Source organism: Amycolatopsis sp. NPDC104863, from assembly GCF_055582965.1.
Map to the genome: position 1 here is coordinate 347714 of NZ_JBVJOW010000010.1, position 22841 is coordinate 370554.

The following is a 22841-nucleotide window of genomic DNA, read 5'->3' on the forward strand; positions in this document are numbered from 1 at the left end:
CTCGTCCTCCTGTTTCCGCCGGATTTTCCGCGCCCACCGTATCGGGTCACCCGCACCCCGCGTGGCCGATCGACCCGGACGGGCGTGAAGATCATCACCGGCGTCCGGGAAGCATCCGCGGCACCGGGGCGTTGGACCCGGTTGTGAGCTCACTGCCTGACGTGCCGCTGTCCGTGCTCGACCTGTCCCCCGTGTCCGAGGGGAACACCGTCGGCGAGACCCTGCGCCACACCCTCGACCTCGCCCGCCACGCCGAGCGGCTGGGCTACCACCGCTACTGGCTGGCCGAGCACCACAACATGCCCGGCATCGCCAGCTCGGCGACGGCCGTGCTGATCGGCCACGTCGCCGGCGCGACCGAGCGGATCCGCGTCGGCTCGGGCGGCGTCATGCTGCCCAACCACGCGCCGCTGGTGGTCGCCGAGCAGTTCGGGACGCTCGAGGCGTTCCACCCGGGCCGCATCGACCTCGGCATCGGCCGCGCGCCCGGCACCGACCAGCGGACGGCGCTGGCCCTGCGCGGGCCGGGCGGGCTGTCCGCGGAGAACTTCCCGCAGCACCTGCAGGAGCTGATCGGCTACTTCACCCATTCGGAGGCCCGCGGGGTCAACGCCGTGGTGGCCGAGGGCAACCAGCCGCCGGTGTGGCTGCTCGGCTCGAGCGGCTTCAGCGCCCAGCTCGCCGGGCGGCTCGGGCTGCCGTTCTCCTTCGCGCACCACTTCGCCGCCGAGAACACCATCCCGGCCGTGCAGCTCTACCGGGAGAACTTCCAGCCGTCCGAGGTGCTCGCCGAGCCGCACGTGATGCTCGGGGTGTCCGTGGTCGCCGCGGAGACCGACGAGCGCGCGAAGTTCCTGGCCGGGCCGTCCGGCCTGACGTTCCTCAGCCTCCGCCGCGGCCGCCCGATCGCGCTGCCGACGCCGGAGGAGGCCGCGGAGTACCCGTACACCGAGATGGACCGCGCGTTCCTCGCCGACCGCTTCGGCTCGAGCATCATCGGCTCCCCCGAGACGGTCCACAAGGGACTGGAGCAGCTCCTCGCCGACACCGGCGCGAACGAGCTGATGATCACCACGATGGTCCACGGCCACGCGGACCGCGTCCGCTCCTACGAGCTGATCGCCGACCTCAAGTCCTGACCGTGACCAGACGCCGACACGCGTGATCAGAGGGTCGACACGCGTGATTGAAGGGTCGACACGGCGCGGCTTACCCTGCTGCGGCGTGTCGACCTCCTGATCACGCGTGTCGACCCTCCGGACACGCGTGTCGACCCTTCCGGCACGCACGCCGGTGAGCGGGAATGGACAGGTCCGGCTTCCGGGGCGGGAATTTCTTTTCCTCCGTTGACAACAAGATCGGGCCCGGTTGTCAGTCCCGGACAAGAAATGCGCGGTTACCTGCTCGTGACCGCGTGATCGTGCTCAAGTTCTTGTCTCCCAGCATGGCCGTGGTTAGCGTACCGACCAGTAGGAAACGGCACGGTGACCCCCGAGACCGTGAATGGCCGACAATTGTTACCCCGTTCGGACCATTTCCCTTTGCTCGACTCGGGTGTATTCGGCGTGCCGTCGAAACCGCTGGGGAGGCACACGAATGGCCGAACGGACGACGACGGCGTCGTTCCCCGGGGCCGCCGCGCTGCGGCAGACCGGGCGGCTCTACGGGCTCGGGCTGGACGTCGTCCGGCTGACGTTCCGGCGCCCGTTCCAGCTGCGTGAGCTGATCCAGCAGTTCTGGTTCATCGCGAGCGTCTCGATCCTGCCGACGGCACTGGTGTCCATCCCGTTCGGCGCGGTGATCGCGCTGCACATCGGGTCGCTGACCACGCAGATCGGCGCGCAGTCCTTCACCGGCGCGGCGAGCGTGCTCGCGATCATCCAGCAGGCCAGCCCGATCGTCACCGCGCTGCTCATCGCCGGCGCCGGCGGCAGCGCCATGTGCGCCGACCTCGGCGCGCGCACCATCCGCGAAGAGATCGACGCGATGGAGGTGCTCGGCGTCTCGCCGGTCCAGCGGCTGATCGTGCCGCGGGTGCTCGCCGCCATGGGCGTCGCGATCTTCCTCAACGGCATGGTCAGCGTCGTCGGTGTGCTCGGCGGTTACTTCTTCAACGTGATCATGCAGCACGGCACGCCCGGCGCCTACCTGGCGAGCTTCTCCGCCCTCGCCCAGCTGCCCGACCTGTGGATCAGCGAGATCAAGGCGCTGATCTTCGGGTTCGTCGCCGGGGTCGTCGCGGCCTACCGCGGGCTGAACCCCAAGGGCGGGCCGAAGGGTGTCGGTGACGCCGTCAACCAGTCCGTGGTCATCACGTTCCTGCTCCTGTTCGTGCTGAACCTGGTGCTCACCACCGTGTACCTGCAGCTCGTGCCGCCCAAGGGGAGCTGAACGTGACAACCACGGAAGTCCCCAGGACCACGCGGGTCCGTGAAGCCGTCGACCGCCGGTTCGGTTTCCTCGACACGCTCGGCGACCAGATCCTGTTCTTCCTCCGCGCGATCGCGTGGACGCCGCGCGCGCTGCACCGCTACCTGCGCGAGGTCGTCCGGCTGCTGGCCGAAGTCAGCTTCGGCAGCGGGGCGCTCGCCGTCATCGGCGGCACGATCGGCGTGATGATCGGGATGACCGTCGCCACCGGCACGGTCGTCGGGCTGCAGGGCTACTCCGCGCTCAACCAGGTCGGCACGTCGGCGTTCGCCGGGTTCGTCTCCGCCTACTTCAACACGCGCGAGATCGCTCCGCTGGTGAGTGGCTTGGCCCTGAGCGCCACCGTCGGCTGCGGCTTCACCGCCCAGCTCGGCGCGATGCGCATCTCCGAGGAGATCGACGCGCTGGAAGTCATGGGCATCCCCAGCGTCCCGTACCTGGTGACGACCCGGGTGATCGCCGGGTTCCTCGCCGTGATCCCGCTCTACGCGATCGGCCTGCTCTCGAGCTACCTCGCCTCGCGGCAGATCACCGTCTGGTTCTTCGGCCAGTCCGCGGGCACCTACGACCACTACTTCCTGCTGTTCCTGCCCCCCGGCGACGTCCTGTGGTCGTTCGGGAAGGTGCTCGTGTTCAGCGTCGTCGTGGTCCTGGCCCACTGCTACTACGGCTTCCGCGCGAGCGGCGGCCCGGCCGGTGTCGGGGTCGCCGTGGGCCGCGCGGTGCGCACCGCGATCGTCGCGATCAGCATCATCGACTTCTTCCTGAGCCTGGCCATCTGGGGTGCGACGACCACCGTGCAGGTGGCGGGATGAGACGGGAAACCCGCCGCAAGGCCGGGGTCCGCACCGCCGGGGTGCTGTTCCTGGTGGTGCTGGGCGTGCTCGTGACGCTGTCCATCAAGGTCTACGACAAGGACTTCGTCAGCACGGTCCCGGTGACGCTCAAGGCGAGCCGGATCGGCAACCAGCTCTCGGCGGGCGGCCAGGTCAAGGCCCGCGGGGTGCTCGTCGGGGAGATCCGCGACGTCCGCGCGACGCCGGAGGGCGCCGAGATCGCGCTCGCGCTGGAGCCGGACAAGGTGGACATGCTGCCGCGCAACGTCTCCGCGCTGCTCGTGCCCAAGACGCTCTTCGGCGAGCGGTACGTCCAGCTGTCCATTCCGGACGGCGTGAAGGACACCCACCTCGTCGCGGGCGACGTCATCAACCAGGACCGGTCGGCGAACGCGATCGAGCTGGAACGGGTCTTCGACAACCTGCTGCCGCTGCTCAAGGCCGTCCAGCCGCAGAAGCTCGCGACGACGCTGACCGCGGTGTCGACGGCGTTGCAGGGCCGCGGCGAGCAGATCGGTGACACCCTTTCCACCACCGCCACCTACCTGAAGGACTTCAACCCGCAGCTGCCGAACTTCACCCAGGACGTCCGCGACCTCGCCTCGGTTTCCCGGCTGTACGGCGACATCGCGCCCGACCTGCTGGACGCGCTCACCGACTCGGCGGTCACGCTGAACACGGTGCACGACAAGGCGGCCGACCTCGCCACGGTGTACCAGCAGGTGACGAGCTCCGCGGGTGAGGTGGAGAAGTTCTTGAGCCGCAACAAGAACAACATCATCGCCCTGTCGGCCGACAGCCGCGCGGCGCTCGAGGTAGCGGCGGAGTACTCCCCCAGCTTCCCCTGCACCCTCAAGGCGATGGACGCGCTGCGCGAGCCGGTCGACGAGGCACTGGGCAAGGGCACGAACCAGCCCGGCATGCACGCCCAGATCACCGTCACCCAGGCGCGCGGCAAGTACGTGCCCGGCAAGGACGACCCCATGATCCCGTCGGCCGGCGGCGGCCCGCGCTGCTACCCGAGCGGCGTCGCCCCGACGACCGGCACCGCCGCCGTCGCGCCCGGCGCGCCCCAGCACCCGCTGGTCACCGGCACTCGGGACGACCTCGGCGTCGCGAACTCGCCCCAGGAGCGGGAACTGCTGGCCACGGTGCTCGCGCCGCAGCTGGGCGTGCCCGCCGGCCAGGTCGCGGACTGGAGCAGCGTGCTCGTCGGCGCGCTCTACCGCGGCACGGAGGTGACGCTCAAGTGAGGAAGTTCGCCGCCCCGCTGGTCAAGAGCCTGATCTTCATCCTGGTCACCACCGCCGCGACCGTGCTGCTCGCGATCTCGATCGCCAACACCGGCGTCGGCCGGACCGACCTCTACGGCGCGATGTTCACCGACGCGACGTCGTTGAACGTCGGGGACGACGTCCGGATCTCCGGGGTCCGCGTCGGGCAGGTCGAGGAGCTGGAGATCGCCGACCACAGCCTCGCGCACGTCCGGTTCTCCCTCGACGAGGGCCGGCAGCTGCCCGCCGACGTCGGCGCGGTCATCAAGTACCGCAACATGGTCGGCCAGCGCTACGTCGCCCTCGAACGCGGTGCCGGCGGCAAGGGCGTCCTCCCGGTCGGCGGCGAGATCCCGCTGAACCGCACCACTCCGGCGCTCGACCTGACCGACCTCTTCAACGGCTTCAAGCCGCTGTTCCAGGCGCTCTCGCCGACCGACGTCAACCAGCTCTCCGGCGAGATCGTCCAGGTGCTGCAAGGGGAAGGCGGCACGGTCGAGGAGCTGCTCGCGCACACCGGCTCGCTGACCTCGACGCTGGCGAGCCGCGACCAGCTCATCGGCGAGGTGATCACCAACCTCAACCACGTGCTCGGCACGGTGAACAGCAAGGGAACCGCGCTGACGACGTTGATCTCGACCCTGCGGGAGCTGGTCTCGGGCCTGGCCTCGGACCGGACCGTGATCGGCGACGCGATCGGCGGCCTCGCCGACCTGTCGACGGCGACCGCCGGCCTGCTCGGCGACGTGCGGACGCCGTTGAAGGACAGCATCACCGGCCTCGACCGCGTCTCGCAGAACCTCGCGGACGCAAAGACCCTGCCGGGCCTCGAGCAGACCCTGAGCACCCTGCCGGAAAAGCTCAACGGCCTCGGGCGGATCGCCTCCTACGGCTCGTGGATGAACTTCTACCTGTGCAGCGCCACCCTGCAGACCACGCCCCCGCGCGGGACGCCCGTCACGGCGGAGAGGTGCGGCGCGTGAAGTCCTTCAAGGAACGCAACCCGATCGTCCTCGGCGCCGCCGGGAGCCTGGTGCTGGCCGCGCTGCTGACCGTGACGTTCAACTACGACAACCTGCCGATCGTCGGCGGCGGCACCACCTACCGCGCCGAGTTCTCGGAGGCGGCCGGGCTGCAGACCGACGACGAGGTCCGCGTCGCCGGCATCAAGGTCGGCGAGGTCCGCGACGTCGAGCTGGCCGACGACCACGTGCTCGTCACCTTCCGCGTGAAGAACGCCTGGGTCGGCGACCGGACGTCGGCGGAGATCCGGATCAAGACGCTGCTGGGCCGCAAGTTCCTTTCGCTCAAGCCGACCGGTGACGGCGTGCAGGACCCGGACCAGGCGATCCCGCGGAACCGGACGGTCACGCCCTACGACGTCACCGAGGCGTTCAACGGCCTCGCGAACACCGCCGGCCAGATCGACACCACGCAGCTGGCCGACAGCTTCACCGCGATCAGCGACACGTTCCGCAACGCCCCGGCGCACGTCCGCACCGCGCTGGACGGGCTCTCGGCGTTGTCGAAGACGGTGTCCTCCCGCGACGACCAGCTCGCCGAGCTGCTGGCCAACGCCAAGAAGATCACCACCACGCTGGCGGACTCCAACGAGGACTTCGAGCAGCTGCTCTCCGACGGCAACCTGCTGCTGGGCGAGCTCGATCGCCGCCGCCAGGCCATCCACGACCTGCTGACCGGCGCGCAGGCGCTCGCCACGCAGCTGTCCGGGCTGGTCGCGGACAACACCGGCGCGCTGAAGCCGGCGCTGAGCCAGCTGAACACCGTGACCGACCTGCTGACGCGGCAGAACGACAACCTCGCCAAGAGCCTCGCCGCCGCCGGGCCGTACTTCCGGCTGGCGAACAACACCCTCGGCAACGGCCGCTGGCTCGACTCCTACCTCTGCGGCCTGCTGCCCGAAAACCGCGACCCCTGCGTGCCGCCGAAGCAGTCGGGAGCCCCGAAGTGAACGCGACCCGCACCTCCCGGTTCCTCGCCGCGGCGGTCGTCACGGCGCTGGTCGTCGTGGCCGCGCTGTGGTGGATCTTCTCCGGCACCGGGCTCGACCGCGCGACCGTGCTCTTCTCGCGCGCGGTCGGGGTCTACAGCGGCTCCGACGTCCGGCTGCTCGGCGTCCGGATCGGCCAGGTCGAGTCGGTGACCCCGCGCGGCGAGCAGGTCGAGGTGACGCTGACCTACGACGGCTCGGCGCCGATCGCCGCCGACACCGACGTCGTCGTGATCGCGCCCAGCGTGGTCGCCGACCGGTACGTCCAGTTCTCGAAGCCCGCGCGCGGCGGGCCGCGGCTGGTCGACAACGCCACCATCGGCGTCGACCGCAGCGCGACCCCGGTCGAGCTGGACGAGCTGTACGCCAGCCTGGACTCGCTCACCAAGGCGCTCGGGCCGGACGGCGCGAACAAGAACGGCGCGCTGTCGGACCTGCTGAAGACCGGCGCCCGCAACCTGCAGGGCAACGGGACCGCGTTCAACGACTCGGTCAAGCAGCTCGCCGAGCTGGCCCGGACGCTGGCCGGCAACTCCGGCGACCTGTTCACGACGGTCCGGGAGCTGCAGCAGTTCACCAGCATGCTGGCCGCCAACGACAACCAGGTCGCGCAGGTCAACCAGCAGCTCGCGGCGGTGTCCGGCACGCTGTCGGCCAACCGCGACGAACTGGCGTCCGCGCTGCGCTCGCTCGGCAGCGCACTCGGGGACATCCAGGGGTTCATCAAGGACAACCGCGCGCTGATCAAGTCCAATGTGGACAAGCTGGCGGTGACCACGCAGACCCTCGTCGACCAGCGCGCGTCGCTGGCCGAGACCCTGGAGACCGCCCCGCTGGCCGCGACGAACGTGCTCCAGACGGTCGACCCCGCCACCGGCGCCCTGCAGAGCCGCACCGACCTGCTCGACTACCTGCCGCTGCCGGTGACCGGGTCCGTCTACACGAACGAGGCGGGCGGACGATGAGACCACTGCGACGCATCGCCGCCTTGGCCGCCGGCTGTTGCCTGGTGCTGACTGCCTGCTCGGGCGAGTTCAAGGGTGTCTACGACCTGCCGCTGCCCGGCGGCGCGGACGTCGGTGACCACCCTTACCACGTGACCGTCCAGTTCGCCGACGTCCTCGACCTGGTGCCGCAGGCCGCGGTGAAGGTCGGCGACGTCCCGGTCGGGCGGGTCCAGACCATCCGCCTCGGCGCGGACGGCTGGACCGCGGAGGCCGTCGTCGAGGTCAACGGCGACGTCGTCCTGCCCGCCGACGCCGTCGGGCGGCTGCGGCAGTCCAGCCTGCTCGGGGAGAAGTTCGTCGAGCTCGCCGCCCCGGACGGCACGGCTTCACCTTCACCGCAGACCGCGCGGCTGGCCGACAACGCCGTGATCCCGGTGTCGCGCACCAACCGCAACCCCGAGTTCGAAGAGGTCTTCGGCGCGCTTTCGCTGCTGCTCAACGGCGGCGGCATCGGGCAGCTGCAAACGATCAACCGCGAGCTGTCCAAGGTGATGACCGGCAACGAGACGCAGATCCGGTCGTTCCTCTCCGGGGTCAACACGCTCGCCACCGACCTGGACGCGCACCGCCAGGACATCACCGCGGCGCTCGAAGGGGTCAACCAGCTGGCGACCACGCTCGCCGACCGCGACCGGCAGGTGTCCGGCGCGCTGACCGACCTCACGCCGGGCCTGCGCACCCTGACCGACCAGCGCACCCAGCTCGTGGTGATGCTCCAGTCGCTCGACGACCTCTCCGGCGTCGCCACCGACGTCATCCACAAGAGCCGGGCCGATCTGGTGGCGGACCTGACCGCGCTGGCGCCGATCCTGCACCGGCTCGCCGACGCCGGGGCGTCGCTGCCGAAGTCGCTGGAGATCCTGCCGTCGTTCCCGTACACCGACGCGGTCATCCCGGCGATCAAGGGCGACTACCTCAACGTCTACGCGTCGGTGATCCCGGCGCCCGGGGTCCCGCTGCCGCCGCCGGGTGAAGGCGTCCCGCCCGGCCTGCCGACCCTGCCGCTGCCGGCCAGCGGTGTCACGACGTCGGGAGGGCGCTGATGCTGACCACCCGGGTCCGCGTCCAGGTCATCGCGTTCGTGGTGATCTCGCTGGTGACGGTCGCGTTCGTCGGCGCGAACTACGCCGGGATCGACCGGCTCTTCGGCGGCAGCGGCTACACGGTCAAGCTGGAGCTCGCCGAAGGCGGCGGCATCTTCACCAACGGCGAGGTGACCTACCGCGGCGTCGCCGTCGGGCGGATCGGCGAGCTGCGGCTCACGCCGTCCGGGATGGAGGCCGACCTCGTCATCGACGGCTCGGCGCCGCCGATCCCGGCGAACGCCCAGGCCGTGGTGGCCAACCGGTCCGCCGTCGGCGAGCAGTACGTCGACCTGCAGCCGCGGACCGCCGACGGGCCCTACCTGGCCGCCGGCGCGGTCATCCCGCGGGAGAAGACGACCCTGCCGATGCCGGTGCAGCACCTGCTCGGCGACCTCGACTCGCTGACCGCGTCGGTGCCGACCGGCGACCTGCGCACGGTCGTCGACGAGCTCGACAACGCGCTGCGCGGCACCGGCCCGGACCTGCAGGTGCTGCTCGACACCGCGACCTCGTTCACGAAGGACGCGTCGGTCAACCTGCCGCAGACCACGAAGCTGATCGACGACGGCACGACCGTGCTGCGGACGCAGCTGGACTCCGCGGCCGAATGGCGCGCGTTCACGAACAACGCCAAGCTCTTCGCCGCGCAGCTGTCCGATTCGGACGGTGACCTGCGGCGGTTGATCGCCACCGCGCCGCCGGCCGCGACCGAGCTCGGCACCCTGCTGAAGGAGACCGACCCGGGGCTGCCGATCCTGCTGGCCAACCTGCTCACCACGTCGCAGGTGTTCCAGGCCCGCACCGGCCAGCTGGAACAGCTGCTCGTCTCGACGCCGAAGGCGGTCGCGGCGGCGTCGACGGTCTTCGGCGGGCACGAAGGCAACCTCGGCATGGCGCTGACGTTCTACGACCCCGTCCCCTGCCGGGCCGGGTACGAGGGCACGCAGTACCGGCCGAGCACCGACACCACGCCGCTGCCGTTCAACACCGGCGCGTCGTGCACGCTCGCCAAGGGTGACGAGACGTCGGTGCGCGGCTCGCAGAACACGGCGCACCCGCCGGTGCCGCCCGCGGCGGTGCCCGGCTCGGGATCCCCGCTGACCTTTTCGGCCGGCCAGCCGGTGTCCCCGACCCTCGAGGAGATGCTGTGGCTGGGAAAGTGAAGTGGCCGCTGCGGGCCGCGGTCGCCGCGGTGGTCGTCACCGCCGCGTTCGCGGCCTGGGCGGGGATCGGCTGGTACCGCGCCGCGCACAGCGACACGCTGACCTACGGGACCGCCCGCGACGAGGCGCTGGCCAGCGGCCGTGAGCTGGTCGCGCGGCTGTGCACCCTGGACTACCACCAGCTCGACCAGGGGCTGGCGCAGTGGCTCGACGCGTCGACCGGGCCGCTGCACGACCGGCTGGCCCACACCGACGACGCCACGAAGAAGACCCTCACCCAGGACGCGACGGTGTCGACCGGCAAGGTCCTGGACGCCGCGCTGAGCGAGCTGGACGAGCACGCGGGCACCGCGAAGCTGCTGGCTTCGGTGGAGATCACCGCGCTGAAGGAGGGGGTCGCGCCGGCGACCAAGCGCAACCGGTTCGCCGCGGGACTGACCCGGACCGACGGCGGCTGGAAGCTCAGCGCCCTCGACGAGCTGCCGGTGGGGGCGAGATGAGCACCGACGCCTTGCCCGCAACTGACGACGTCACGGCCGAGGAGGTCGTGGAAACCGCGCCGCGGCGCCGTCTGCTGCTGCCGCTGCTGGTCGCCGTCTCGGTGCTGCTGGCCGCCGCGGGTGTCGCGTTCACGCTGGCGGCACGCTCGGCGGCGGACAACCCGGCCGCGGCCAACCACGCGCTCACCGACGTCGGGGGCACGGCCGACGTCACCTCGGCGGTGACGCTGGCGCTCAACCGGATCTTCTCCTACTCCTACGACAAGACCGAGGTCACCGGCCAGGCCGCGCGCGAGGTCCTGCGCGGCGAAGCGCTCACCACCTACGACCGGCTGTTCGCCCAGGTGAAAGAAAAAGCACCGGCCCAGAAACTGGTGCTGACGACACGGGTGACGTCGTCCGCGGTGCAGGAGCTCCGAGACGGGCACGCCCGCCTTCTCGTGTTCCTGGACCAGGCCGCCACACGCGCCGACAACAATTCCAGCAGTTCCGCGGCCGCGCAGCTTTCGGTGACCGCGGAACGTGAGGGTAATGCCTGGAAGATTACCGGGCTGACGCCCCGCTGACCCCGTTTTCCCCATCGCTGCACAATTCGAAGGAGAGTTGGCATGCCTGTTTTGTCGCGCACTCGGAAGAACGGCCGCAAATGGGCTCGCGCGGCCGCGGTCACGGCGGTCGCCGGCGTCGCGCTGAGCGTCGTCACCGCGGTGCCCGCGTCGGCCGACGTGGTCGAGATCCCGGTGGGCTACACCGTCACCGGCAGCACGGTCGTGAAGAAGACCGGCAGCGCGATGGCGCTGGGCCCCGGCAACCTCGACGGCGCCCTGGTCATCGACGACCAGACCGGCTCGGTCGGCCTCCGGGCGAACCTGAGCCTGCCGCCGTCGCAGGCGAACATCTCGCTGGCGTCGGGCATCTTCCGGATCAAGGCGAAGGTCAAGATCACCCCGACCGGCCCGGCCACGGGCACGATCGCCGACGGCACGCTGACCACGCACGCCCAGGCGAACATGGAGATCTACGACATCTGGGCCGGCGTGATCGTCCCGGTCATCCCGATCCCGACGGTGCCGGGCAGCTGCAAGGCGAGCAAGCCGCTCGACCTCGACCTGACGGCCAAGGACGTCGACATCTTCGGCCCGAAGATCACCGTCACCGGCACCTACACCATCCCGGACTTCAAGAACTGCTTCATCGCCGACCTGGCACTGGGCGCGCTGGTGTCCGGGCCGGGCAACACGATCTCACTGGACCTGGCCGCCAAGACCGACGGCTGAGCCGGACACGGAAAGAGGGGCGCACCGGCCGGTGCGCCCCTCTTTCCGTGCCTGGTCAGCAGGGTGCGGAGGGATCCGCCCTGATCGCCAAGCCGATCCGGTCGCCGGCCGACACGGCCAGGTAGGGACCGCAGGCGGGAACGTTCGGGTTGCTGCTGGCGGGGTCCTGCTCCCCGGCGTCGTTGGAGCCCCACATGACGAGGTCGCCGGTGTTCTTCAGCGCGATGTTGAAGGTTCCGCCCGCGTCGATCGCCACGATGTCGGACAACGCGGCTTCGGGCACCTCGGTCTGGTGGTCGTCATCACGGCCCCAAGCGAGCACCCGGCCGTCTTTGAGCGCGAGGCTGTGCTGGTGACCGGCCGAAATCGCGGTGACCCCGGAGCGGGCGTCGGCCGGGACGTCGACCTGGCCGTGGTTGTCCGCACCCCAGGCAAGCACCCCGCCGTTCTTCAGGGCCAGGCTGTGGTCGCCGCCGGCGGAGATCGCGGTGACCCCCGACTGCGCCTCGGCCGGGACGTCCGAGCGCATCCCCCAGCTGACGACCCGGCCGCCCGCCTTGAGCGCGAGGTTGTGCATGCCGCCGGTCGAGATGGCGGTGACCCCGGAGCGGGCCTCGGCGGGGACGTCGGCTTGGCCGTACCAGTTGTTGCCCCAGGCGAGCACCTGCCCGCCCTTGAGCGCGAGTTCGTGCGCCCAGCCCGCGGAGACGGCGCTCACGCCGGACTGCGCGGCTTCGGGCACCTCGGTCTGCCCGAAGTTGTTGTCACCCCAGACCAGGGCCCGGCCCTCCTTCAGCGCGATCACGTCGAGCCTGCCCGCCGAGACGGCGGTGACCCCGGCGCCCGCTTCCGGCGGCGGGGCCGGGTAGCCGCTCTCGTCGGTCGGGAAGTACAGCGCGAGCGACCCCCACTCCAGCACGCCACCACTGTCCTCGGGGGCGGCCGAAGCGGCCGGGACGACCGACGCCGAAGCCAGCGCGACGGCGACGAGCGCGACGGCCCGCCGGGGTGCTCCGGGAAAGCGGGGGACTGCGGCCACGACGTCCTCTTTCACTGAATCGATTTCCGCGGTAATGGCACACACGCGTCTTCCGATAGTAACCCGGAGCGCCGCCGACCAACACCCGTACGTCTTTGTCAAAACCACACCAAGGTCACCGGATCCGTGCTCCGTTCCTGACAAGAAATTCCACTACTCACCCTCGTGGGAAACCGGCCAGGTGACATCCTTGTTGCGCAACCGACTCGCGAGTAACCTCATTTCCACAGCCACCTCGCGAGGGTTCGGGCTGCACCAGGGAAACACCGGGGGAATTCGCGGAACCGCACTCGGTCCGCGGGACGCTTGGGCAGCGTCCGTCGAGCCGTCAACTGGATGATCGAAGGAGATTGACAGTCATGACCCGACTCAGGAACTTGTCCCTCAAGGCGGTCGCGACCGCGGCTGCCGTCGGCACGCTCGGCGTGCTCTGCGCCGGAGTGGCGTCGGCGGACCAGCCGTACAACGCGGCCGGCACCTACCGCTGCACCTTCCCGGGCATCCCGCTCCAGGACGTGGCGATCACCGCGACCCTGACCGGCCCGAACTCGCTCGCGGCGGGCGCCACCGTGACGCCGACCAACGTCGGTGGCACCGCGACCATCACCGCGGCCGTGCACTCGCTGCTGACCGCCGTCGGGTACGACGGCATCCGCGGCACCGCGACCGTCCCGGTCACCGCGGCCCGCGGCACGGTCTCCGGCCCGGCGAGCGGCCTGCAGATCCCCGAGGTCATCTACCCGACGGGCGGGGCGATCACGGTCAACATCAACCAAGTCGCGACGTCGACGATCCCGACCTACACCGCGCCCGCCACCGCGGGGTCGGACACGCTGTCGCTCGGCACGCCGATCACCGCGGCGCTGCAGTTCCACAAGAAGTCCAACAACACCTGGTCGAACTGGAACATGAGCTGCACGCCGAAGACGACCGCCCCGGCCTTCTCGCCGAACTTCACCATCACCTGATGCCGAGGAGCTAGCACCACCGCGGGGATGGCCGGCACACCGGCCATCCCCGTTCCGGATTTCTCGGTACGGACAGGGAGCACGGTCATGGCAGCTCGGCCCACCCGGCGAACGGCGGCACGCGGCGCGATCGCACTGGTGTGTGTGCTGTCGGCGGCGACCGGAGCGCTCACCGGAACCGGGTCGGCGGCGCCGGGCGCCCCGGCGTCGGACTCCGGCGCACGGCAGGCCGCGCACCGGGCGTTCGCCGCCGACTGTCCCTTCGCCGACCCGGTCGGCGCGGTGAAGCTGCCGATGACCGCCGACGCCGAGCTGCCGGCCTCGGTCACGGCCGGCGCCCGCGCGACCATCACCGGCTTCACGGTGCGGGTCACTGTGCCGCGGGCGACGGCGCTGCAGTTGCTGGGCGCGGACGGCACCGCGCTGGAGGGCGGCCTGACCATCGACCTGGTGCTCGAGCAGGGCAAGGTCCGCGACACGCTGGCCGTCCCGCTGACCTTCGCCGCGACCCCGCTTCCCGCCGAAGGAGATCTGGCCCTGGTCGCCACGGGCAAGGTCCCGGGCTTTTCGGTCACTTCGTCGGGCGCGACGCGGGTCCGGCTGGCCGCACCCAGGATCGCGCTCGGCGCGGCGAAGACAACGGCGGACGGCGCCACACCCGAACCCGCCCCGCAGGCCACCTGCACCGCGCCGGACCAGGACCTGTCGTTCGGTTACCTCGCCGTCGGTTCGACCACCGGGCCGGCCAAGCCGAAGGCCTCCGTGCCGGGCAAGCCCGCGCCGAAGGTCCCCGGCGGCGGGAAGCAGCACAGCCTGATCGACGACGACCCGCCCCCGGACGACTCCGTCACTCTCCGGCTCCCGCTCCTGCCGAACCAGGTGGACAGCACCACGAACCTCGCGAAGACCGGTGCGAAGATCCACAGCGACGCGGCCGCGCTGGTCAACGGCTTCTGGGTGCAGGTCACCGACCCGGACGGGAACCAGCTCTCCAGCACCATCACCGGTGAGCTCAGTTTCACGCCGGTCACCGTCACCTACCTGGGCTACGGCTTCCTCCCCATCTCCGCGACCGTCGAGTTCCTGCCGGACGGCTACCGGACCGGCAAGATGATCAGCTCGAAGGGCTCGCTGGTCGACGGGTTCCTCTACAACCACCTGGATGTGCGGTCCCGGCTCAGCAACGTGAAGGTCAACGGCGTCCCGCTGGACGCCGGGCCGGACTGCGTGTCCGAGACGGCCGTGTCGATCGACATGGTCGGCGAATACGGCCCCTTCGAAGGCGGCTTGATCAGCACCAACCCGGACAACCCCGACCCGAAGTACCGGGGTTTCACGTTGCCGCCGTTCAAGAACTGCGGCGCGGCGGAAAAGCTGAGCTCGCTGTTCACCGGCCAGAACTCGGGGCCTGGCAACCAGGCTTCGGCCAGGCTGGCCATCATCCAGCCGTGCTTCGAGGCCGACCACCGCAACTGCCCGCCGACCATCCCGGTTCCCGCCGAGGTCTTCCGCAACAGCCGCTGACCCCGGCGGGCACGCAAGTCAAGGAACGGCCGGTGCCGCCACCCAGTCCGCGACGGCGGTCAACGTCGTCCGCGCACCCTCGTCGGCGATCCCGGCGCAGAGATCCCCGAACTCCGCGTGGGTTTCGCGCACCGCTTTGACGGCGACTCGAACGGCGTGCGGCGGAAGCGTGCCGGCCGTCAGGTCCGGTGTGGACAGCAGCTCCGGCAGGCCCGAGATCCGGCCGTCGAGGAGATCGGCGAGAGTGCTGTCCAGGCGGGTCCGCTCGCCGCGCAGGGCCAGGACGTCTTCCCCACGCAGGAACAACCTGCCCAGCGCTTCACCGCAGGCTCGGAACGCCTCCGCGTCGGCGCCGCCGAGGGCCGCGCCGATGCGCAGCGGGAACTCGAACAGCGAGGCAAAGACCGCTTCGGCTCCGGCACCGGTCGTGACGACGTTCGCGCGCAAGGAAGCCAGCTCGCCCAGCCAGTCCGAAAAGGACCAGGCGAACTCGGGCGCGGCTTCCGCGATCAGCCTCGACGCCTGCCCCAGCAGGTAGTCCCCGGCGAGCACCGTCGTCGCGGACTCCCAGTCCACGCCTCGCATTTCGCGCGGTGGCGCCGAGGGCCCGAGGAAAGCCAACGCGCCGAGCGTGGCGAGCTCGATGGCCGCGGCGACGGACGCGTCGCCGCGCGAGGGCCCGCCGCCGGCCACCAGCGCCGCGAAGAACCCGATCGCGGGCCTCAGCGGCAGCTTCTCCTCCCGATCGGCGGTGAACATGCGGGCCAGGAACGGCCAGTCGCCGCGGACGATCGACAGGCAGACCTCGTCGCAGGCGGTGAGGAACGGCAGCAGCCGGACCCGGGTCGCGCGCGGCAGGTCCAGGGGTTCGGCTCCGGCGAGCGCCGAGACGCCCTCGGGCAGCACCACCGCCCGCCGCCCCTTCGCGTAGAACGGGTGGTCGCTGCCCGCACCGGCGGCGAGGACGCGCCAGGCGAGGTGATACCGGCGGGCGGCGTGCCGCGCCGTCTCGAAGTACCCGACGAACGTCGCTTCCAACTGCCGCTCGTACTCCCGGCGCGCCGCGGCCGGATCGTCGCGTGCGGACAGGATCGCACGGGCGGCGAGCCGTCCTGATTGGACGGCGCCGCTCAGCCCCTCGCCGGTGAACGGGTTCACCAGGCCCGCCGCGTCCCCGGCCCGCAGCCCGCCGGGGCCCGCCGCGGAACCGGGACTGAACCCGCAGGACAGCGGACCGGAAACCACCGGCCCGGCCGGAACGCACTCGCGCACGCGGGGTTCCAGCTCGGCCAGGGCCGCGACCGCCTCGTCCATCAGGTCACCGGCCGGCACCGCGCCGAGGGCCGACGCGCCGACCGTGCAGCCGCCCGGCGCCGGGGCGAGCCAGGCGCAGCGGGGGCGTCCTCGGGGGTCGTCCGCGGGCGGGGCGAGCATCCTGAGCACCACCCGGTCTCCCGTGACCGGCCCGGTGAACCGTCGCGCACAGCTCACCCCGGCGCCGTCCCCCGCACCACCGGCCAGCACCACGTGCGAGGCAGCCGGCGCCGACGTCCGGTACTCCGCGCCGCAGCGCACCGCGTGCTCCCGCAAGGTGTCCCGGAGCACCCGGCTGTCCACCACGGCGTACCCGGCGTCCGGCACGGCGTGGGAAGTGGTCTCGTCGAAGGCGATCGTCACGCCGAACACCGGCCAGCCGTCCACCGGGACCCCGATCGAGCGCAGGATCTCCCGCGCCGGGCCGCTGAGCAGGACGTCGTAGGGCGGAGGGTCGTCGTCGCGCCCGGCCAGCACGACCGGCATCCCGCCGCGCGCGAGCACCGCCGCGGCCACGGCACCGGCCGGCCCGGCGCCGAGCACAACGGCGTGGCTCAAGAACGGCTCGCTTCGAGCATTCCCGCCAGGGCGCGGCGCGCGGGACCGTCCGGGGTGCGGGCCAGCGCGGCGTGCGCGTGTCCGAAGTGGACACCCGCGAGCGTGCGCGCGGCCCGGAGCCCGCCGTGCGCAGTGACCAGTTCCCGCACCCGCGTCAGGTCGCCGCCCGAGAACGACGGCGTCAGCAGGAGCCGGTGCAGCTCCCCCGACGTGTCCCCGCGCAGGGCCGCCAGGGTCGGCGCGCCGAACAGGCCGAGCAGGTGGTCGGTCCCCGCCGGTTTGTCGCCGTCGGTGGCTTCCAGGTCGAGGCAGTCGTCGAGGACCTGGAAGGCGATCCCCCACTCCACGCCGAACTCGGCGAGCGCCGCGACGACTGCACTGTCCATTCCGGACTCCACCGCGCCGAGCAGGCAGCACAGCCGGAACAGCACGCCGGTCTTGCGCCGCACCAGGTCGACGTAGTCCGGAAGGGACAGTCCCGTGTCGAAGCCGCGCTCGACGTCGAGCAGCTCGCCGTGCGCGAGGTCGGCGACCGTGCGGCTCACCGCCGTGGCGACACCTTCACCGAGGTCGGCGGCTTCGGTCCCGGCCGCCGAAAGGCAGGCCAGCCCGGCGAGCACGGCCAGCTCCGGCCCGGCGGTCCGGTGCGCGGCGGGCCCGCCCCGCCGGACGGCCGCCCGGTCGATCACGTCGTCGTGCACGAGCGAGGCCAGGTGCACCAGCTCGACCACCGCGCCGAGCCGCGCGACGCGCTCGCGATCGGGCCGGCCGTACCCGGCGCACGCGGTGAGCAGCCGGGACCGCAGCAGCTTGCCGGGCCGGTCGACGAGCCCGCCGACGGTGTCGCGCAACGGTGCGGAGAGCCCGCCGACGAGCCGGGCGAGGTGGTATCGGACGGGGTCCGCGGTCGTGGTCACCGGGAGGAGAACCCGAAGGTCTCGTCGACGTCGAGCCCGGGGATCTCCCGCAATGCCGCCACCACCCGCTGGTAGAGCGCCAGGTCGTTCATCTGCTCCAGCAGCTGCGCGCGGGTGCGCCCCACCGACGGCGCGATCACCTCGTCGAAGACCACCCACAGGCCCTGTTTCTCCGGCAGGGTGACCAGCTCCGGCGACAACCCGGCGAAGATCGTGCGCACGTCGTCGAGGTTCTCCTGGGTCAGCTGCGTGGCCGAGTCGGGGTCACCGAGCACGGCGATGACCAGGCCGCGGTACTTGTCGTAGTACCGCCGCGCCTCGGCCTTCTCCTCCGGGCTCGCGGTGGCGGCCTCGAGCCGGCTCACGGCGACGTCGAGGTTCTGGTAGACGAGCTGGATGATCAGGTTGCCGACGGTGCTCTGGCCGAAGAACTCGTCGCGGGCCTGATCGACGTAGCCGTTGTCGGCCTCGAGCGGCAGGTCGTACGTCGCCCCCGCCGCGCCGAGCATCCGGCAGGCGATCGCGGGCATCGGCGTGTAGGTCTTGCCGTTGCCGCCTTCGCAGACGACCGCGCCGGAGTCCCCGACGAGCGAAAACCGCTGGGCGTAGATCAGGTCGGTGAAGCGGTAGCCGTCGACGACCACGGTCGCGGTGGTGTCCAGCACGACGCTGGAGGTGTAGCCCGAGGTGCGGCCGACCTTCTCGATCCGGCGGCCCTCCACGGCGACGGCGGTGGCGCTCGGGGTGAGCAGCTCGACGTCCAGCTGCGCCAGGACGGTGTCGATCTTGGCCATGAACGTGCCACCGTGGACGCTGGCCAGGAAGGCGAGGCCGATCGCCGGGTGGGTCGCCGAGATCGGCGCCATCAGGTTGCGGGCCACCGTCGAGCTGACGTCGATGCCCGGTTCGAGCTGGGCGATGGCGGCGTCGGCGGTGTTCGGGCCGCCCTTGACGAGCGGGATCGACCGCTTGAGCCGGGCGACGGTGTTGGTCTCGACGGCGCCGCCGTCGAGCGGCGCGGGCTGCACGATCGCGGCGCCGGGCGCGGTGGCGCCGAAGTTCGCCAGGACGTGGTTGGCCGAGAGCACGCAGATCGTGCCGTCGGTGCGGTCGCGGACCAGGCAGCCGAGGGTGCCCAGGGTGCCGTCGGCGAGCGAGCCGAGGCTGCCGCCCTGCAGCGGCGGCCGGAAGCGTTCGGCGATCGGCGTGGCCGCGGCCGCTTTGGTGGCGCCGGAGAACCGGAACTCGCCGGTCTCCACGACGTCGACGCCGTGTCCGCCGACCGTGGCGGGCAGCAGCCGCCGCCGGGAAACCAGGGCGGCACGGCGTTTCTTGCGGACCAGCGCGATAACGACCGGCTCGCCGGTGAGCTCACCACCGCGGGTGCGGAAGCCCTTCGCGACGCCGACCACGTTGGGATCACTGAGGTACTGCTCGGCCAGCCGGGCCTTCGCCCCGTCCAGCGCGGCCGCGGTCTTCGGTTCCATGAACACGTTCAGCGCACCTCGATCGTCGCGGCCAGGGGAACCTGGTTGGGCGGGAAGAGAGTGATCCGGCTGGTGTAGGAAGCGGTGGCCCCGCTGTCCTTGAACACTGTGACGGCGCCCTCGGCGGGAGTCGCCGCCTCGATCTTCATCGGACCGGCGTTGCGGACCGCGGGCAGCTGCGCTGGCCCGGCCAGCGTGGCGACGCCGGTCAGCACGGTCTCGACGGGCGTGGCCGGCACCGTGATCCGCGGGAAGACGATCGTCACCGGGAAGCGTCCGGACAGGCCTCGCGCGTCGGTGACCACGACCGCGCCGGTGACCGTGGCGCTGAACGAGGTGTACCCCGAGGTGCGGAACAGGCCGGCGAAGTTCTTGTCACTGATCGCCTGCACGACCACCGGGCCGAGCACCACCGACGTGCCGTAGGCGACGGTCGCGGGCACTCCGGAGAGCAGTCTCGTCCGGAACGGCTGCGGGGGAATGCCGGGTGCGGAAGCCCGCCAGATGAGCTCGCCGAACTCGGCCGCGTCCGCGGTGGGGGTCCCCACCGCCGACGCCACCGTCACGGCGGCTGCTCCCCGCAGTGCCGTCCGTCTCCCGAATGACGTCTCACCAGCCACGTTCACCGCACCTCGATCGTCGCGAGCAGGGGGTTCTGGCCGGGCTTGAGGCGCACCCGGCACTCCACCGGCTCCGGTTGGCCGGTCCGCACGTCGTACAGCTGCACGAACCCGGACGCTTCGGGCTCGATGGTGACCGTCATCGGCCCCGGGTTCCGCGCCGTCGGGGTGTCGCGGCCGGACAGGGTCGCCGTGCCGGTGATGACGAAGTCTCCTTCGTCCACCGGGATCGGGGTCCGCGGGATGGTGACGTCGACCCCGAACCGGCCCGACAGCCCGCGCGCGTCGGCCACCACGACCGTCACCGGGAACACCGCGGAAAGGACGTTGTGGCCGGTCGCCCACGCGCCGGCGCTGATCTGGTCGCTGCAGACCATCCGGACCGTCACCGGCCCGAACGTCACGGGCTGCCCGTAGGCGATCGAGGTGGGGATGCCCGAGAGGATCCGCGTCCGCATCGTCTCGCCGCCGAGCACCCAGGCGTCGAGGTCCCAGCTCAGCTCGTCGAGGACACCGGCCGCGGCTCCGGTGAGCAGACCCGTCCCGGCGAGCACGGCCGCGCCGCGCAACGCCGTGCGCCGGCCAAAGGGGGCCATGTCAACGCACCTCGATCGTCGCGAGCAGCGGATCCTGGTCCGGGGCGAGCGCGGCCTGGAAGCCGAGCGGGGTCGAGGCGCCCGAACCGATCCGGTGGAAAGTCAGCGCCCCGGCGGCCGTGCCGGTGAGGACCAGCTCCCGCGCATCCGTGACGACCACCTCCGTCGTGAGCTTCGCGGACACCGCGTCGTACCCGGCCGCGCGGGCCAGGCCGCCGAGGAGGTCGTTGCCGAGCACCTGGAAGACGACCGGGCCGAGCGTGACCGGCTGCCCGTACCCGATCACCGCGGGCACTCCGGACGCCGGCCGAAGGTCACCACGGTCACTTCACCTCGAGCGTGGCGGCCAGCCGGTCCTGGGTGGGCGGCCAGAGCGTGATGGCGCTGGTGAACGGCTGGGCGGCCCCGCTGTTCTTGAACAGGGTGACCGCGCCCGTCGCGCTCGGCTCCACTTCGATCCGCACGGTGCCGGGGTTGCGGGCAGAGGGCAGCTGGGGCGCTCCGGTCAGGGTGGCCGTTCCGGTCAGGACCGTCTCGACCGCGCCGGTGGGGAACGCCACGCGGGGGAAGAAGACCGTCACCGGCAGGCGGCCGGACAGGCCGCGCGCGTCGGTCACCACGACCGACGCGGTGACCGTCGCGGTGAGGGAGGTGTAGCCGACGGCGCGGGCGATCGACGCCAGGTGGTCGTCGCTGATCGCCTGCACGACCACCGGGCCGAGCGTCACCGGCGCGCCGTAGGTGATGGTGGCCGGGATCCCGGAGACGATCCGCGTCCGGAACGGCTGGGCGGGGATGGACACCGAGGTGGCCCGCCAGGTGAGCTCCGGGAACCCGTCCGCGGCCGCCGTGCCCACCGGCACGGCCGCGCCCGCGGCGAGCACCGCCGCGCCCCGCAGTGCGGCGCGCCTTCCGAACGCAGGTTTCATCCCGGCTCCCCCCTTGCCATTCCGCGAGGCTAACCACGAAATCGGGAGCCACACAAGAAAGTTCGCACACAACCTCGTTTTTCATCCGATTCCGACAAAAAACGCCGACGCCGCCGAACAGCCGATTGATCACCGTCGCACCCGGTGTTACGTTCACGTGGCTTGGGCGGTTTGCCGCCGTTGGCCACTGGGGGGATACAGATGGGCCGTCTGCGTGTGCTCGTGTGCGGTGCGCTGGTCGCCGCCGCGGCGACGGGAGTCTGCGAGGTCCCGGCCATCGCTGTGTCCACTTCGGACATTTCCGTGCTCGCCGCCGATCCCGCGGCCACCGCGCGGAAACTCGTCCGGCGGCTGGCCGGAAAGGACCCTCGCGCCGCCGTGCGGGCCGATGCCTGGGTGGCCTGGGCCGACGAGAACGACGACGTCGTCTACGAGTTCCTCGACTTCGGGCTCGCCGCCGCCGAACAGCGCGCGGCCGAGACCGCGTCGGTCAACTCGGACTTCTGCCGGCGCGTGCTCCTGACCTACACCGCGGCCTACGCGCCCGAAGTCAACGCCGCCGCGCAACGCGCCTTGCTCGGCGCCGACTCGGACCGGGAGTTGTTCGTGCGCAGTGGTTTCGCGGCCGCCGAGCAGCGTGACCGGGCCGCGCGCGAGGCGGACGGGAGCCAGCAGGAGGCGCTCGCCGAAGCCGATCGGCAGTACGTCCGCACGCTCGCCGGGCACGACCCGGGCGCCCAGGTGCGCGCCGCCGCCGCGTGGGCGACCCGGCCGGACGCCACCGACGCCGACGTCGTCGAGTTCTTCGCCTACGGCTGGGCCACCGGCGCGGAGCTCGACCTCGAGGCGCACCGCCTGCGTGACGCCGAGCAGGAGGCCCGCTGGCTGGCCAATGTCCGGCGGCTGGTCGTCGACGCGCAGGAAGCCGAACGTGCCGCTCTCGACGCCGCGGACGAGGTCGAGGCCCAGCTGCGGGACGCCGCCGCGCGGGCGTGGCAGCGGGTCGGCGAGCAGACCGGGCCGCCCCGCACCGCGTGGGCGGACGCCGGGCAGGTCGCCCGGGACCAGGCCGCGAACTGGGCCGCGATCGCCGCCGCCGCGCAGGCCGCGACCGGGCCGAACTGGCAGGCCGTGCGCGACGCGGCCGATCCCACCCGGGCCGCCTGGGCGGCCGAACAGGACTGGGCGGCCGGGCAGGCCGGCTTCTGGACCGACCTGCTCACCCAAGCCGTCGACGGGGAAACCCGGATGCGGAATCCGCAATTCACGGCGGCTCGGTAAGCGCTTTCCCTTCTCTCTCGACAGG

At 71.6% G+C, this 22841-nt stretch carries 23 protein-coding genes; 15 read left to right on the plus strand and 8 right to left on the minus strand.

Going from position 1 to position 22841, the window contains the following annotated elements; all coding sequences use genetic code 11:
* The first annotated feature begins 143 nt into the window (after positions 1–143).
* The 12 genes from ACZ63J_RS42985 (at position 144) to ACZ63J_RS43040 (ending at position 11583) form a co-directional block, all read left to right on the plus strand.
* Positions 144–1139 carry an LLM class flavin-dependent oxidoreductase gene (locus tag ACZ63J_RS42985; RefSeq protein WP_465401629.1) on the plus strand — a complete coding sequence of 332 codons (996 nt, stop codon included), beginning with the start codon at positions 144–146 and terminating at the stop codon, positions 1137–1139.
* 457 nt (positions 1140–1596) lie between these two features.
* Positions 1597–2391: an MlaE family ABC transporter permease gene (locus tag ACZ63J_RS42990; RefSeq protein WP_465342311.1), complete on the plus strand. Its 795-nt coding sequence runs from the start codon at positions 1597–1599 to the stop codon at positions 2389–2391.
* A 2-nt stretch (positions 2392–2393) separates the two neighbouring features.
* Positions 2394–3245: an MlaE family ABC transporter permease gene (locus ACZ63J_RS42995; RefSeq protein WP_465342312.1), complete on the plus strand. Its 852-nt coding sequence runs from the start codon at positions 2394–2396 to the stop codon at positions 3243–3245.
* On the plus strand, positions 3242–4519 hold the full coding sequence (locus ACZ63J_RS43000) for an MCE family protein (RefSeq protein WP_465401628.1): 1278 nt from the start codon (positions 3242–3244) through the stop codon (positions 4517–4519). The genes ACZ63J_RS42995 and ACZ63J_RS43000 overlap by 4 nt, the downstream gene beginning before the upstream one ends.
* On the plus strand, positions 4516–5523 hold the full coding sequence (locus ACZ63J_RS43005) for an MCE family protein (RefSeq protein ID WP_465401627.1): 1008 nt from the start codon (positions 4516–4518) through the stop codon (positions 5521–5523). Before ACZ63J_RS43000 ends, ACZ63J_RS43005 begins: the two co-directional genes overlap by 4 nt.
* Entirely contained in the window at positions 5520–6512 is a 993-nt protein-coding gene (locus ACZ63J_RS43010; protein ID WP_465342315.1) for an MCE family protein, read from the plus strand. Before ACZ63J_RS43005 ends, ACZ63J_RS43010 begins: the two co-directional genes overlap by 4 nt.
* Entirely contained in the window at positions 6509–7516 is a 1008-nt protein-coding gene (locus ACZ63J_RS43015; protein WP_465401626.1) for an MCE family protein, read from the plus strand. Before ACZ63J_RS43010 ends, ACZ63J_RS43015 begins: the two co-directional genes overlap by 4 nt.
* Entirely contained in the window at positions 7513–8601 is a 1089-nt protein-coding gene (locus ACZ63J_RS43020; RefSeq protein ID WP_465401625.1) for an MCE family protein, read from the plus strand. The genes ACZ63J_RS43015 and ACZ63J_RS43020 overlap by 4 nt, the downstream gene beginning before the upstream one ends.
* The gene (locus tag ACZ63J_RS43025) at positions 8601–9806 is read left to right on the plus strand and encodes an MCE family protein (protein WP_465401624.1); all 1206 of its coding nucleotides are present in this window, start codon (positions 8601–8603) and stop codon (positions 9804–9806) included. The genes ACZ63J_RS43020 and ACZ63J_RS43025 overlap by 1 nt, the downstream gene beginning before the upstream one ends.
* On the plus strand, positions 9791–10306 hold the full coding sequence (locus tag ACZ63J_RS43030) for a hypothetical protein (RefSeq protein ID WP_465342319.1): 516 nt from the start codon (positions 9791–9793) through the stop codon (positions 10304–10306). Before ACZ63J_RS43025 ends, ACZ63J_RS43030 begins: the two co-directional genes overlap by 16 nt.
* Entirely contained in the window at positions 10303–10872 is a 570-nt protein-coding gene (locus tag ACZ63J_RS43035; RefSeq protein WP_465401623.1) for a hypothetical protein, read from the plus strand. The genes ACZ63J_RS43030 and ACZ63J_RS43035 overlap by 4 nt, the downstream gene beginning before the upstream one ends.
* A gap of 42 nt (positions 10873–10914) precedes the next feature.
* Positions 10915–11583 carry a hypothetical protein gene (locus ACZ63J_RS43040; protein ID WP_465401622.1) on the plus strand — a complete coding sequence of 223 codons (669 nt, stop codon included), beginning with the start codon at positions 10915–10917 and terminating at the stop codon, positions 11581–11583.
* Positions 11584–11638: 55 nt separating this feature from the next.
* Here ACZ63J_RS43040 and ACZ63J_RS43045 read toward each other — a convergent pair whose 3' ends face one another.
* Complete coding sequence (locus ACZ63J_RS43045) at positions 11639–12622, minus strand: RCC1 domain-containing protein (RefSeq protein WP_465401621.1); 984 nt, start codon at positions 12620–12622, stop codon at positions 11639–11641.
* 359 nt (positions 12623–12981) lie between these two features.
* On the opposite strand from ACZ63J_RS43045, the gene ACZ63J_RS43050 reads away from it, so the two are divergent.
* Complete coding sequence (locus ACZ63J_RS43050) at positions 12982–13590, plus strand: DUF6801 domain-containing protein (RefSeq protein ID WP_465401620.1); 609 nt, start codon at positions 12982–12984, stop codon at positions 13588–13590.
* Positions 13591–13677: 87 nt separating this feature from the next.
* Positions 13678–15114: a DUF6801 domain-containing protein gene (locus tag ACZ63J_RS43055; protein ID WP_465401619.1), complete on the plus strand. Its 1437-nt coding sequence runs from the start codon at positions 13678–13680 to the stop codon at positions 15112–15114.
* Between the two features lie 18 nt (positions 15115–15132).
* Here the strand turns inward: ACZ63J_RS43055 and ACZ63J_RS43060 are convergent, their stop codons facing one another.
* From ACZ63J_RS43060 to ACZ63J_RS43090, 7 genes are read right to left on the minus strand one after another with little or no spacing between them, the layout of a single operon-like run.
* A complete protein-coding gene (locus ACZ63J_RS43060) occupies positions 15133–16986 on the minus strand; it encodes a hypothetical protein (RefSeq protein WP_465401618.1) in 1854 nt (617 codons plus the stop codon).
* The gene (locus tag ACZ63J_RS43065; protein ID WP_465401617.1) at positions 16983–17903 is read right to left on the minus strand and encodes a polyprenyl synthetase family protein; all 921 of its coding nucleotides are present in this window, start codon (positions 17901–17903) and stop codon (positions 16983–16985) included. Before ACZ63J_RS43065 ends, ACZ63J_RS43060 begins: the two co-directional genes overlap by 4 nt.
* Positions 17900–19390, minus strand: a complete 1491-nt coding sequence (locus tag ACZ63J_RS43070) for a hypothetical protein (RefSeq protein WP_465401616.1) — start codon at positions 19388–19390, stop codon at positions 17900–17902. The genes ACZ63J_RS43065 and ACZ63J_RS43070 overlap by 4 nt, the downstream gene beginning before the upstream one ends.
* Before the next feature lie 8 nt (positions 19391–19398).
* On the minus strand, positions 19399–19956 hold the full coding sequence (locus ACZ63J_RS43075; protein WP_465401615.1) for a hypothetical protein: 558 nt from the start codon (positions 19954–19956) through the stop codon (positions 19399–19401).
* A gap of 56 nt (positions 19957–20012) precedes the next feature.
* Entirely contained in the window at positions 20013–20606 is a 594-nt protein-coding gene (locus ACZ63J_RS43080) for a DUF6801 domain-containing protein (protein WP_465401614.1), read from the minus strand.
* Position 20607: 1 nt separating this feature from the next.
* Positions 20608–20892, minus strand: a complete 285-nt coding sequence (locus tag ACZ63J_RS43085) for a hypothetical protein (RefSeq protein ID WP_465401613.1) — start codon at positions 20890–20892, stop codon at positions 20608–20610.
* Between the two features lie 37 nt (positions 20893–20929).
* Positions 20930–21535, minus strand: coding sequence for a hypothetical protein (locus ACZ63J_RS43090; RefSeq protein ID WP_465401612.1), 606 nt, complete (start codon positions 21533–21535; stop codon positions 20930–20932).
* Between the two features lie 201 nt (positions 21536–21736).
* Between ACZ63J_RS43090 and ACZ63J_RS43095 the strand changes: the two genes are divergently transcribed.
* Positions 21737–22816, plus strand: a complete 1080-nt coding sequence (locus tag ACZ63J_RS43095; protein ID WP_465401611.1) for a hypothetical protein — start codon at positions 21737–21739, stop codon at positions 22814–22816.
* Positions 22817–22841 lie beyond the last annotated feature (25 nt).

Excerpts from the sequence above, each read along its gene's own strand:
- ACZ63J_RS42990 (WP_465342311.1), top strand. The coding sequence starts at position 1,597 with ATGGCCGAACGGACGACGACGGCGTCGTTCCCCGGGGCCGCCGCGCTG.
- ACZ63J_RS43000 (WP_465401628.1), top strand. The coding sequence starts at position 3,242 with ATGAGACGGGAAACCCGCCGCAAGGCCGGGGTCCGCACCGCCGGGGTG.
- ACZ63J_RS43020 (WP_465401625.1), top strand. The coding sequence starts at position 7,513 with ATGAGACCACTGCGACGCATCGCCGCCTTGGCCGCCGGCTGTTGCCTG.
- ACZ63J_RS43025 (WP_465401624.1), top strand. The coding sequence starts at position 8,601 with ATGCTGACCACCCGGGTCCGCGTCCAGGTCATCGCGTTCGTGGTGATC.
- ACZ63J_RS43035 (WP_465401623.1), top strand. The coding sequence starts at position 10,303 with ATGAGCACCGACGCCTTGCCCGCAACTGACGACGTCACGGCCGAGGAG.
- ACZ63J_RS43040 (WP_465401622.1), top strand. The coding sequence starts at position 10,915 with ATGCCTGTTTTGTCGCGCACTCGGAAGAACGGCCGCAAATGGGCTCGC.
- ACZ63J_RS43050 (WP_465401620.1), top strand. The coding sequence starts at position 12,982 with ATGACCCGACTCAGGAACTTGTCCCTCAAGGCGGTCGCGACCGCGGCT.
- ACZ63J_RS43055 (WP_465401619.1), top strand. The coding sequence starts at position 13,678 with ATGGCAGCTCGGCCCACCCGGCGAACGGCGGCACGCGGCGCGATCGCA.
- ACZ63J_RS43070 (WP_465401616.1), bottom strand. The coding sequence starts at position 19,390 with ATGGAACCGAAGACCGCGGCCGCGCTGGACGGGGCGAAGGCCCGGCTG.
- ACZ63J_RS43080 (WP_465401614.1), bottom strand. The coding sequence starts at position 20,606 with ATGGCCCCCTTTGGCCGGCGCACGGCGTTGCGCGGCGCGGCCGTGCTC.
- ACZ63J_RS43090 (WP_465401612.1), bottom strand. The coding sequence starts at position 21,535 with ATGAAACCTGCGTTCGGAAGGCGCGCCGCACTGCGGGGCGCGGCGGTG.
- ACZ63J_RS43095 (WP_465401611.1), top strand. The coding sequence starts at position 21,737 with ATGGGCCGTCTGCGTGTGCTCGTGTGCGGTGCGCTGGTCGCCGCCGCG.